The organism is Pseudomonas sp. GM30 (assembly GCF_000282275.2).
Classification (GTDB): Bacteria; Pseudomonadota; Gammaproteobacteria; order Pseudomonadales; family Pseudomonadaceae; genus Aquipseudomonas.
Genome location: NZ_AKJP02000022.1, coordinates 37,788 through 50,607, shown reverse-complemented (window position 1 = coordinate 50,607; position 12,820 = coordinate 37,788). Strand labels below are relative to the sequence as shown.

The 12,820-nt window shown below is 61.4% G+C and carries 9 protein-coding genes; all 9 read left to right on the top strand.

Translation table 11 applies throughout. The features are described from left to right. Nucleotides 1-252 precede the first annotated feature (252 nt). Complete coding sequence (locus PMI25_RS13590) at nt 253-762, top strand: sigma-70 family RNA polymerase sigma factor (RefSeq protein WP_007967884.1); 510 nt, start codon at nt 253-255, stop codon at nt 760-762. Then, nucleotides 759-1,706 carry a FecR domain-containing protein gene (locus PMI25_RS13585; protein WP_007967883.1) on the top strand — a complete coding sequence of 316 codons (948 nt, stop codon included), beginning with the start codon at nt 759-761 and terminating at the stop codon, nt 1,704-1,706. Before PMI25_RS13590 ends, PMI25_RS13585 begins: the two co-directional genes overlap by 4 nt. A gap of 89 nt (nt 1,707-1,795) precedes the next feature. Continuing rightward, nucleotides 1,796-4,717, top strand: a complete 2,922-nt coding sequence (locus tag PMI25_RS13580; protein WP_007967881.1) for a TonB-dependent receptor — start codon at nt 1,796-1,798, stop codon at nt 4,715-4,717. Between the two features lie 269 nt (nt 4,718-4,986). Continuing rightward, a complete protein-coding gene (locus PMI25_RS13575; protein ID WP_007967879.1) occupies nt 4,987-5,463 on the top strand; it encodes an antitoxin Xre/MbcA/ParS toxin-binding domain-containing protein in 477 nt (158 codons plus the stop codon). Beyond that, nucleotides 5,460-5,963, top strand: a complete 504-nt coding sequence (locus PMI25_RS13570) for an RES family NAD+ phosphorylase (RefSeq protein ID WP_007967877.1) — start codon at nt 5,460-5,462, stop codon at nt 5,961-5,963. The genes PMI25_RS13575 and PMI25_RS13570 overlap by 4 nt, the downstream gene beginning before the upstream one ends. A gap of 117 nt (nt 5,964-6,080) precedes the next feature. Further along, nucleotides 6,081-8,723, top strand: a complete 2,643-nt coding sequence (locus tag PMI25_RS13565; protein ID WP_007967875.1) for a TonB-dependent receptor — start codon at nt 6,081-6,083, stop codon at nt 8,721-8,723. A 173-nt stretch (nt 8,724-8,896) separates the two neighbouring features. Next, the gene (locus PMI25_RS13560; RefSeq protein ID WP_007967874.1) at nt 8,897-10,747 is read left to right on the top strand and encodes an extracellular solute-binding protein; all 1,851 of its coding nucleotides are present in this window, start codon (nt 8,897-8,899) and stop codon (nt 10,745-10,747) included. After that, the gene (locus tag PMI25_RS13555; RefSeq protein WP_007967873.1) at nt 10,734-11,798 is read left to right on the top strand and encodes a microcin C ABC transporter permease YejB; all 1,065 of its coding nucleotides are present in this window, start codon (nt 10,734-10,736) and stop codon (nt 11,796-11,798) included. Before PMI25_RS13560 ends, PMI25_RS13555 begins: the two co-directional genes overlap by 14 nt. Then, nucleotides 11,798-12,820, top strand: coding sequence for an ABC transporter permease (locus PMI25_RS13550; protein WP_007967872.1), 1,023 nt, complete (start codon nt 11,798-11,800; stop codon nt 12,818-12,820). The genes PMI25_RS13555 and PMI25_RS13550 overlap by 1 nt, the downstream gene beginning before the upstream one ends.

Below are 12,820 nucleotides of genomic sequence, written 5' to 3'. Positions count from 1 at the left end.
GTCCTTGGCGTTCGATGGAGCGCGCAGATTAGTCAGTGCTTCAGCGCTGGCAACTGATCGGGGTCAACGTTGTGTCAGTCAGTATTTCTGCGGCGACGGAACGCCTTATTCTCAAAGGTTTGCTTATCCTGATTTTTTATTACTTCAAATGTCTGCAGCGCTATTGCACAGTCGCGCCTGATCAAGAGCCGGACGATCCCGGCAGAACCACGGATTTTCGCAGCGGGTGGGACCCGTTTCAGGGAGCAAGGCATGGGGGATGTTCAGAACCCGCATTACCGGTTGATTGGGCAAATGTTCCAAAAGGACTATCGCTGGCTGTGCGCTGCCGTTGGCCGCACGCTGGGTTGCCCGCACAGCGCACAGGACATCGCCTCGGAAACCTTTTTACGGGTGCTGGCCCTGCCGGACCCGAGCGCCATTCGTGAGCCACGGGCGCTGCTGACCACCATCGCCCGGCGCTTGGTCTATGAAGGCTGGCGCCGCCAGGACCTGGAGCGCGCCTATCTGGAAAGCCTGGCGCTGGCGCCGGAACCGGTACATCCATCGCCGGAAGAACGGGCACTGGTGATCGAGGCGCTGCTGGCCGTCGATCGCTTGCTCAACGGTTTGTCGGCCAAGGCCAAAGCCGCGTTTCTCTACCATCAGCTCGACGGTCTGACCTACAGCGAAATCGGCCAGCAACTTGGCGTGTCCACCAGCCGCGTGCAGCAGTACATGGTCGAGGCCTTCAAACGCTGCTATCAGGCGATGCAGGCATGAGGCCGGACGACGCGGTGATCGATGAGGCGGCGCAGTGGATGGCGCTATTGCAGTCCGGCGAAGCCAGTGCTGGCGAGCGCGCGGCATTCGAAGCGTGGCGCGCGGCTGACCCGCGTCATCAGCGGATCATCGAACAAATGGGCGGCGGCCTGAACCTGCTGCGCAATCCGAGCTTGCGCGGGCTGCCGCGCAACAGTCTGCTACACAGCCTGAATGCGCCATCGAGTCGGCGGCGCTTTGTCAGTGGCAGCTTGAGCGTGCTCGGCATCGCTGTGCTGGCCGGGTTGCTCGGGCGCCGCTATGGCTGGCTGCCGGAACCGGGGGAGTTGGCGACCGGCACCGGCGAGCGGCGCGATTTCGTTCTCGAGGATGGCAGCGCGCTGAGTCTGAATGCACGTACGCGGGTGGTGGCGCAGTTCGACGCGGTTCAGCGCTTGTTGGCGTTGCGCGCGGGCGAGTTGCTGGTGGACGTCGCCAAGGATCCCGCGCGGCCGTTCGTGGTCGAGACCGAACATGGGCGGATGCGGGCGCTAGGGACGAAATTTCTGGTGCAACAGGGCGACGATTCTACGCGGCTGGTGATGCTGCATTCGCAGGTCGAAGTGGTCACCGCCGGCGGTGCGCGGCAAGTGGTGGAGGCGGGGGAAAGTCTGCTGTTCAACGCCCAGGACATTCTCGCCCTCGAACGCAGCAACGGCCAGGAAAGCGCATGGGTGCAAGGTCGTCTGGAAGTGCGCGACCGGCCGCTGAGTGAAGTGATCGACAGCCTGCGCCGCTACCGCCGGGGCATTCTGCACCTGAGTCCCGAAGTGGCCGATCTGCGCCTGAGCGGCCTCTATCCGCTGGACGATAGCGACCGCACCCTGCAACTGCTGGAGCGCTCGCTGCCGATCCGCGTCACCTGGCACAACCCCTATTGGGTCAGCATCGGCGCGCGGTTATAGCGTCATAACTTCTTGGCCTAATCCCGCCCTATAAAAAGCGCCGGCCCGCTGCTCATTCCCTGCAGACGCCTTCAACAGGGAAGCCCTTGATGATTTCATTCAAACAACAATTACCGCGCTTGACCCTCGCTGCCGCATTGGCGATGGGGCTGGTGCCGCAGGTGGTTTTCGCTGCGGATCCTGCCGTGCAAGTGTTCACGTTCGACATCGCCAGCGGCCCGCTCGACGAGGTCTTGCTGGACATCTCACGCCAGACCGGCGTGCCGATTTCCTTCAGCCAGAATCTGGTGCAAGGCAAACGCAGCAGTGCGGTGCGCGGTGCCTTGGGCGGGCGTCAGGCCGTTGAAAAAGCCCTGCTCGGCAGCGGCCTGCAAGTCGAGCAAAGTGCCCAGGGCCTGAGCGTGCGCGAAGGCGAGGCGAGCACGCCGGTGGCGGCCAAAGTCAGCGCCGTGGCCCCGGCCACCAGCGCTGATTACCGCATGGACAAAGTCACCGTCACCGGTTCGCGAATCGCCCGCGCGCAGAGTGATGGTGCAACCCCGGTCAACGTCATCACCCACGAAGAGATGGAAGCGCGCGGTTACAAGAACGTCTATGACGCTCTGGCGACACAGACGCAAAACACTGGCATGACCCAGGGCGAGGATTACGGCAACACCTGGCAACCGGCAGCCAGTGCGATCAACCTGCGTGGCCTTGGCCCCAATCACACGCTGGTGCTGATCAACGGCCGGCGTGTCGCCGATTACCCGACGCCCTATGACGGCAAGGTCAACTTCACTAACCTGGCGAACATTCCCTCGGCGGTCATCGAACGCATCGAAATTCTCAGCAGCGGCGCCTCGGCGATCTACGGTTCGGACGCGATTGCCGGGGTGGTCAACATCATCCTCAAGAAGCAAATCAATGGCATCGACGTCAATCTCAAGGGCGGCACCAGCGAGCGCGGAGGTGGCGATAATCAACGACTGCAAATCAGCGGCGGCGGCAGTTGGGGCGACTTCGACGGCTTGTTCGGCCTGGAGCTGACCAACCGTGACCCGATCTGGGCCGACGATCGCGGCTTCATGCAGAGCGGCCCGCTGGCGGATGTCGGTTACCGTCGCGACCTGAGCAACAACCGCTACCTTGGCCCCGGCTGCGGCGCCTATCAAGGCACCTTCGACAACAAGCTGCTGAACAACGCGGGTCGTTGCCGCACCGATCAGATGTACAACGATTACTGGACCATCCAGACGCAAAAGGAAAACTACGACGGCTACACCCGCGGCACCTGGCATTTCAGCGACAGCGGCCAGGTGTTTGCCGACTTGATGTATGGCCTTGATCACATCCAGAACAACACCCGTGGCCCGACCTTCACTTCACCGGATTTCATCAACCAGAACAGCGGCAATCTTGAACGCTGGTATCGGCGTTACGGTGAAGAGGAAATCGGCGGGCGCACCAGCAACAACAGCAAGTGGACCGACACGTCGTGGACCGGCACCCTCGGCCTCTCGGACAAGATCGCCGACACCGGCTGGAGCTACGATCTGGCGGCCAACCGCTCTGAGTATCGCAGCGTCAGAACCTCGCGCTACACGCCGCTTTCATCGATTCAGGATTTCTACCTCGGCCCGCAATTGGGCACACGCGACGGCTACCCGGTATTCGCACCTGATGCCTCGCGTCTCGACCGCCCGTTGACGCCACAGGAATGGGATCAGTTTCGCAGCAACCTGACCCAGCGCAGCAAGTCGGTCTCGACCAGCTACAACGCCTCGATCAACGGCGACCTGTTTGACCTGCCGGCCGGCCCGGTCGGGTTTGCCGGCGTGCTGGAAGCGGGCAAACAGGAATATCGCGTCGACCCGGACGACGGTCTGAATGACGGCACTTTTTATGGCGTGAGCCCGGCGCAAAGCTCCGGCGGTTCGCGCAAGCGCTACGCGGCGGGCGGCGAGTTCAGTATTCCGGTCACCGACACCGTGCTGGCCACCGCCGCCGGGCGTTGGGACCAATACAAATTCAGCGGCCGCAGCGAGCAGCAGAAAACCTACAACCTCGGCCTCGAATGGCGCCCGATCACCAGCCTGTTGCTGCGCGGCAGTTACGGCACCAGTTTCCGCGCGCCGGATCTGAACTACATTTACCAGTCCGACAGCAACGGTTACTACCCGGCACAGATCGACTACTACGGTTGCAGCCAGGGCGTGCAGGGCGCGTGTGATCGCGGGCGGGTCGACTACACCCAGAGCGGTACCCCGGATCTCGAGTCCGAACGCGGCAAGTCCTGGACCTATGGGTTTGTCTGGTCGCCGTCGCGCAATTTCGATTTCTCCACCGATTTCTGGCGGGTCGAGATCGACGACCTGCTGACCACCGTCGATGAAAACCGCCTGTTGCAGCAAGAGAACGAATGCCGCAACGGCACCCAGGACATCAACTCGGCCAACTGCCAGTCGACCCTGGCGCGCATCGACCGCAATCCGGGCAATGCCGCGATTGATCCCAATCAGTTGCAGCGAGTGCGGGTCAATGCGATCAACGCCGCCAGCGAGCGGGTCAGTGGTCTGGACTTCAAGAGCAACATCCGCTGGGGCGCCGGCCAGTACGGCGCGTTCAGTTCGGCGCTGGGCTATACCCTGGTGCTGTCGCATTTCTATAAAGAGTCGGACGAGGCGCCGACCCAGGACTGGCGCACATCGCGGACCAATTACGACTGGCGCAGCAAGGTCAACGCCAGCCTGACCTGGGATTACCAGAAAGCCACGGCGACGCTGATGGGCATTCGTTACGGCTCCGTGACCAACGGCGCGGGTGACGGGCGTCTGTCGCCATGGACGGTGTTCAACGCCAGCGCCCGCTACAAGCTCAACGACCGTGCCAGTGTCGGCCTGACCGTGAACAACGTGCTCAACCAGATCAAACACGATGACTCGGCCGGCTGGCCGTATTACCCGACCGGCAACTATGACCCGTACGGGCGGCAGTGGTGGCTGGATGTGAGTTATCACTTCGGCAGTTGAGCACGCGGTATTCGTGAGTAACGTCCTACGGAAACGGGAGAATTTTTCGCAGAAACGGGGATATTTCCGACGACATTCTCAGGTTGGTCGTCGGAAGCATGATCTGTAGCATCGGACGTGACATTGAAGTCGTAAACGGCTTGGACGCTCAGGCCTCTGATAACGGATGGATTATGCGAACTCCCCACCTCGAATACGAAACGCCTGCTTATTCCCATCGCCTTCAGTGGCGCACCGATCGTGCCAGATGCCCCATGGAGGATGTCGCGATGCCCAGCGTCAAGGTACCCCGATTGACGGGGGTGAAGAAGGCCGAGGGCCGACCTGTCGACTTGCTCGTAAATGGCCAGAACATAGGTGACGACGCCTTTCTGATCGTTGACCTTACCGACGAAGGTTTTGAGCTGAATGATGTCGTCAACATGCTTTCAACCTCTGAACTTTATCTGCAAGACGATATGGTCAAACGTATCACCGGCAAGTCGGTCAGAACCGTACGGCGATTACTGAAGGAAGGTAAAACGGTACGGCTTGACCCGCAGCAGAGCGTCGTCGCCTACCAATATGCGTTGGTGCTGGAAAAGGCCATTTGCGCCTTCGGGAGGCAGTCACGGGCCGAGGAGTGGCTGCGCAAGCCCTGCACCTACCTGAACGGTCGCGTACCCGTGGAGTTTATCCGGCATTCACTCGGGTTTCAGATGGTCGAGCAGTATCTGGGGCAGCTGATATATGGGGTTTACGCATGAATCCCTTGCCCTGGGACGAGCAGTGGTATGCCTGGCGGCTGGATGCCGAGGTTTACGGAGGGACGTGGAACAGCGGGATGGGGTCAAATCTCAATGGCGGCCGATGGAACAAACCCGGGCGGCGAGTCGTTTATGCATCAGTCGATCCGTCCTCGGCCATTCTGGAGGTGGCAGCCCATCACAGTTTTGATGCGCTGGACAGTGAACCTTATGTGCTCACGTGTTTTGAGGTCATCAGCGAAGCAAAAGTGAAAATCGTGCAGCCGGAGGATGTGCCGAACCCTTACTGGTTGAGCCCCGCCAAGCCTTCACCCAATCAACAACTGTTCGCCGATGCGCTATTGGCAGAGCATCCGTTTGTACTGATCCCCTCGGCGGCAACCCGGCACTCGTGGAATCTGCTGGTGAGCTGCGACTTGGCGGAGGGGCAGTTCAGGATGGTTTCCCAGGAGCGGTTTGGGCTGGATACCCGGTTGCTGAGAGAGATGGAGCTGGCTTGATCCACACGTGCCATTTTTTTGCATAACCTCATCACCCAACGGTCTAAATCGGGCTCTATAAAACCCTGCTGTCCATTGCACATCCCTGCATAAACCAAAACGCAGGGATGGCTGTTCATGATCCATTTTTCACCCGTTAGATCCCGTTTGAGCCTGGCCTTGCTGCTGGCGATCAATACCTTGCCGGCGGTCGCTGCCGACGAGCCGACCACCCAATTGCAACGGGTGGAAGTCACCGGTACGGCAATTCGCCGGGTCGATGCGGAAACCGCGGTGCCGGTCACCATTCTGCGAGTTGAAGAACTGCGCGAGCAGGGCGTGAGCACCACCGAAGAACTGGTGAGCCGGATTTCCGCCAACCAGTCATCGGTCGGCTCCGGTCGTTCGGTGGGTTCGAGCAGCGGCGGGGCGTCGTATGCCGATCTGCGTGGTATCGGCCCGAACAAGACGTTGGTGCTGCTCAACGGCCGGCGGCTGAGCAACAACGCGACCAACGCGATCAATGGTTCCGGGGTCGACCTGAACACCATTCCGTTCGCTGCCATCGACCGTGTCGAGGTGCTGCGTGACGGTGCTTCGGCGCTGTACGGCACCGATGCGATCGGCGGGGTGATCAACTTCATCACCAAGACCAACCTGACTGAAGGTCAACTGAGCACCAACTACGACACACCGACCCATGCCGGCGGTGGTGAGAGTCGCAATTTCAGCGGCAGCTGGGGCTTCGGCGATCTGCAGGATGACCGCTTCAATGTGTTCGGCGTGGTCAGTTATGACAAGCAGCAGCGGCTGGCTGCCGAGGATCGCGGTTACACCTACAACTATCAGCCCGGACGCGGCCTCGATTACACCTCCGGCACCGCATCGCCGGCCAACTGGAGTCAGGGCAGCAACGCCACCAATCCGCTGGCCGGTTCCGGCTGCAACGCGCCGGGCCTGCTGGCGCGCAATGGCATCTGCCGTCAGAGCCTGTGGAGCTATCTCGATCTGGTTCCGGAAACCGAGAAGACCTCGGCTTTCGCCAAAGCCACCGGCAAGCTTGCGGACGATCACAATGTCAGCCTCGAATATTTCTGGGCACGTAACGAAAACCGCACGCAGATCGGCCCCGGCACCTTGATGGGCAATCAGGTCAATCCCGGCACGGCGTTTTATCCCGGCAACGGCATTACCCCCGGCCCCAATGGTTTTGCCCTCGACCCGACGCAACCGGTGGATGTGAACTGGCGCGAAACCGCCGTCGGCGCGCGCCAGCACGAAGACGACAACACCGGTCAGCGTTTGCTGTTGAGCTTCGATGGCAGCGTCGTCGGCTGGGACTACAACGTCGGTGCGTCGTACAACCAGAACAAGGTGGTCAATGCCATCGAGGCCGGTTACGTCAACGACCGCGCCGTCAGCGCCGGTATCGCCAACGGCATCATCAACCCGTTTGGCCCGCAAACCGCCGCCGGGCAGGCGCTGCTGGCAGCCAACGCGGTGGACGGCGATTACTCGACGGCGGTCGGGCGGGTCAAGGCGATTGACGGGCGCGTCAGCCGCGAAATCGGCGACTGGTTTGGCGCCGGCCCGTCGGCACTGGCATTGGGTGGCGAATATCGCAAGGAAGATTTCCATCAGGACTTTGCGCAGTTCGCCGCCGACGTGCAGAGCCTGGGCGTCGACCCGAATGCCAGCGTTGCCGGGGATCGCAGCGTCTCGGCGCAGTACGCCGAGGTCAACGTGCCGGTGCTCGACAGCCTTGAATTGTCCGCCGCCGTGCGCCACGACAAGTACAGCGACTTCGGCAGCACCACCAACCCGAAATACTCGTTCCGCTTCCAGCCGTTCAAGCAACTGGTGGTGCGTGGCGCCTACAGCGAGGGCTTCCGCGCGCCGTCGTTGTACGAGTTGTACAACCCCAATTTCACCACCTTCACTGTCGCCAACTACAACGATCCACGGCTGTGCGCCGGCGGCAACCCGAGCAACGGCGGGATCGCCAACCGCGATTGCGCCCAACAGTTCTACAGTCGCACCGGTGGCAACACGGACCTCAGTCCGGAAACCGCGCGCAACGTCACCCTCGGTTTCGTCTATCAGCCGTTCGAGCGCCTGAGCACCGGGCTGGATTTCTGGTGGATCAACATCGCCAACCAGATCGCCGAATTCCCGGAGTCGGCGGTGTTCGAGAACCCTGAACTGTACCCGGATCGCCTGGTGCGCAAGCCTGACGGCTCCATCGATCACATCGTTACCGGCCTGGCCAACCTCGGCAAGATCAAGACCAATGGCGTCGACGTCAGCTTCGATTACCGCTTGCCGAGCACCCCGTACGGCAATTTCGGCATCGGTCTGCAAGGCACCTACGTCAGCCGTTACGAATACCAGCAGCAGCTCAAGGGCGACTTCATCGACAAGCTCGGCGATTTTCGTGGCGGCGACTTTTCCTCGGCCGGCGCCGTGGCTCGCTGGCGCCACAGCCTGACCGGCAGCTGGAACTACGGCCCCTACGGTGTGGCGCTGACCAACCGCTACACCAGCGGTTACCACGACTCCGACCGCGAGACCCACGATTACGTTGGCTCGTACAACGTCTGGGATCTGGCCGGCACCTACACCTGGCGTAAAACCCTCAGCGTGACCCTCGGCGCGAAGAACCTGTTCGATCGCGAGCCACCGTTCAGCAACCAGACCTACACCTTCCAGAGCGGCTACGACCCGAAATACGGCGACCCGTTCGGGCGGACGTTGTACACGCGGGTCAATTACAAGTTCTGAGAATGCCCAGAGGCGGCGGGTTTTAGTCACTTATTGATCTAAGCCTGCTCTATAAAATTTGCCGGCCTGTTGCACAAAGCAGGTAGGCAGGATGTTTGGTGATTGTTATGGCCCCATCGCTGGCTTGCCAGTGATGCGGCCATAAGCAGCACCGAGCAAAAAAGGATCTGCCAATGCTCTCCAGGCTCATTCTGTTCAGCGCTTTTGCGCTGCTAAGCCCAATCATTTGGGCCGCCCCACAGCCCGCGTTGACGGTCTACGGCGAAGCCCCCAAATACGCCCCGGACTTCCAGCATCTGGCCTACGCCAACCCCAACGCGCCCAAGGGCGGAACGTTACGCCGCTCCTCGCTGGAAAGCGGCCCGTTCGATCACCTGATTCCGTACATCGACAAAGGCACCGGCGTTGCCGACATCGATGGCTGGCTCTATGCACCGCTGGCCTATCGCAGCAAGGACGAACCCTATAGCGTCTACGGCCTGGTGGCGCAGCAGATGGAACTGGATGCGGATCGCCGCTGGCTGCGGTTCTACCTCAATCCCAAGGCGCGCTTTGACGATGGTACGCCGATCACCGCCGAGGACGTGCGTTACACCTTCGAACTGTTCACCACCCAGGGCAGCCTCAAATATCGCCAGCAGTTTCGTGACGTTGCCGACGTGGTGGTGGAGTCGCCGACGCAAGTGCGCTTCAACTTCAAGAACAACGACAGCCGCACCTTGCCGCTGGATCTGGCGACGCTGCCAGTGCTGCCCCAACACTGGTGGCGCACACGCAACTTCGCCGAGGGCGGCGGTTTCGAGATTCCGCCGGGCAGCGGCCCGTACCGGATCAGCGCGGTGGATGCCGGGCGCAGCGTGAAATTTCAGCGCGTTGCCGACTGGTGGGCCAAGGACCTGCCGATCACTCGCGGCCTGTATAACTTCGATCACTTGAGCGTCGAGTTCTTCGCCGACACTGACGTTTCCCGGCAAGTGCTCAAGGCCGGCGGCTTCGATTACAACCGCGAATTTTCCGCGACCAGTTACACCATCGGCTATGCCGGCGCGGCGCTGGAGCAGGGCAAATTGCTCCGCGAACATCTGGCACCGGGTGCCGCGCAGGGTTCGCAGGGCTTTGTGTTCAACCTGCAGAAACCCATGTTTCAGGATCGCCGGGTACGGCAGGCGATCGCCATGCTCTGGGATTTCGAGTGGAGCAACCGGCAGATGATGCGCAGCATGTATCTGCGTCAACGCAGTTACTTCTCGCACAGCGCGTTGGCGGCCACCGAGTTGCCGGACGCCGAGGAACTGAAAATCCTCGAGCCGTGGCGCGGCAAGATCCCCGACGAGGTGTTCACCCAAGTCTTTGAAGCGCCAAAAACCGATGGCAGCGGCAACATTCGCGCCGAGCAATTGCAGGCCTTGAAACTGCTGGAAGCCGCCGGCTGGAAACCCCGTGGCGATCAGTTGGTGAACGCCAATGGCGAGCCGTTGCAGTTCACTTTCCTCAACGGGCAGAAGGGCTTTGAGCGCCTGCTGCTGCCGTTCAAGCGCAATCTGGCACAGATTGGCATCGGCTTCGATATTCGCCAGGTCGACACCGCGCAATACACCAACCGCGTGCGCAATCGCGACTACGACATGATCGTCGTCGGCTACCCGGTGAGTCAGGCACCGGGGCGCGAGATGTTCAATTACTTCGGCTCCGACGGTGCCGACGATCCCGGCTCCAACAACTACATGGTGTTGCGTGACCCCGCTGTAGATGCCTTGCTCGAAGGGCTGGTGCAGGCCGACAACCGCGAAAGCCTGTTACGCCATGCCCATGCACTGGATCGGGTGCTGCAGTGGGGTTACTACTGGATTCCCAACTACTACCCGCCAGGGATTTCCACGGTGTGGTGGAACCGTTTCGGTCGTCCGGCAACAGCGCCGCTATACGACGCTGGGCTCGATACCTGGTGGGAAATCAGCCCGACCGCGCTGACCGCCACGCAGATGCAGCAACAGCAGAAGGAGTACGCCCATGTGGGGTTATAGCCTGCGGCGTCTGCTGCTGATCGTGCCGACGTTGCTCGCCATTCTGCTGGTCAATTTCGTCATCGTGCAGGCCGCGCCGGGTGGCCCGGTGGAGCAGGCGATCGCGCGCTTGCAGGGCATCGGTGTCGGCGCGGCGGTGGGTGGCGGTCATGTCGAAACCATTGGCGGCGAATCCCGTGCCACTCGAGGACTGGACCCGAAACTGGTGGCCGATATCGAGCGTCAGTACGGCTTCGACAAACCCGCCGGTGAGCGCCTGTGGCTGATGCTCAAAAGCTACGCGCAACTGGATTTCGGCCAGAGCTTTTTCCGTGGCGCCAGCGTCACCGAACTGATCTGGCAGAAGCTGCCGGTGACCTTGTCGCTGGGTTTGTGGGCGACGTTGATCACTTATCTGGTGTCGATTCCGCTGGGCATCCGCAAAGCGGTGCACAACGGCTCGGCGTTCGATGTCTGGAGCAGCGTGGCGATCATCATCGGCTATGCGATGCCGGGGTTTCTGTTCGCGCTGCTGCTGATCATCGTGTTTGCCGGCGGCAGCGCGCTGGACTGGTTTCCGGTGCGCGGGCTGGTCTCGGACAACTTCGCCGAGCTGTCGCCGTGGGGCAAGGTGGCCGATTACTTTTGGCACCTGGTGCTGCCGGTCACCGCGCTGGTGATCGGCGGATTCGCCACGTTGACGATCCTCACCAAGAACAGCTTTCTCAACGAGATCTCGCGCCTGTACGTGGTGACAGCACGGGCCAAGGGCCTCAGTCAGCGTCAGGTGTTGTACGGCCACGTGTTCCGCAACGCGATGCTGCTGGTGGTCGCCGGACTGCCGCAAGCACTGGTGACGGTGTTTTTCGGCGGCTCGTTGCTGATCGAAGTGATCTTCTCCCTCGATGGCCTCGGCCGACTCAGCTATGAAGCGGCGGTGTCACGGGATTACCCGGTGGTGTTCGGTTCGCTGTTCATCTTCACCCTGTTCGGCCTGCTGATAAAACTGCTCGGCGACCTGTGTTACACGCTGGTCGACCCGCGCATCGACTTCACCGCGAGGACTGCCTGATGCTGACCTTATCTCCCATCGGCCAGCGCCGTTGGGCGCGGTTCAAGGCGCATCGGCGTGGCTGGTGGTCGCTGTGGCTGTTTCTGCTGTTGTTCGGCCTGAGCCTGGGCGGCGAATTGATCGCCAATGACAAACCGCTGCTGGTCGAGTATCAGGGCCAGTGGTATTTCCCGGCGTTCAAGCGCTACACCGAGCAGGATTTCGGCGGTGAGCTGCCGTTTCAGCCGGACTACCGCAGCGCGCAGGTGCGGCAACTGATCGAGGGGCAGGGCGGGCGCCTGTGGTTTGCGCCGATCCCGTTCGGTTTCGACACGGTGAATTACGACCTGACCGAGCCGGCACCGAGTCCACCGAGCGCCGAGAACTGGCTGGGCACCGACGATCAGGCGCGGGATGTGCTGGCGCGGGTGATTTTCGGCACGCGAGTGTCGCTGCTGTTCGCTTTGGCGCTGACTGCCGCCAGCGCACTGATCGGCATCGCTGCCGGTGCCTTCCAAGGCTATTACGGTGGCTGGGTCGATCTGCTCGGGCAGCGGCTGCTGGAGGTGTGGTCGGGACTGCCGGTGTTGTATCTGCTGATCATTCTGTCCGGGTTCGTCGAGCCGAATTTCTGTTGGCTGCTGGGAATCATGGCGCTGTTTTCCTGGCTGAGTCTGGTGGATGTGGTGCGCGCGGAATTCCTGCGCAGCCGTGGCCTGGAATACGTGAAAGCAGCGCGGGCGCTGGGGGTTGGTGATGTGCAGGTGATCAGCCGGCACATCCTGCCCAATGCGATGAGCGCGACCCTGACCTATTTGCCGTTCATTCTCACCGGGGCGATTGCGACTTTGTCGGCGCTGGATTTTCTCGGTTTCGGCATGCCCGCCGGCAGCGCTTCGCTGGGCGAACTGATCGGTCAGGGCAAGAGCAATCTGCAAGCGCCTTGGTTGGGACTGACGGCGTTTTTTGCCCTGGCGCTGATTCTTTCTCTGTTGGTGTTCATCGGTGAGGCCTGCCGAGATGCTTATGATCCGAGGACTTGA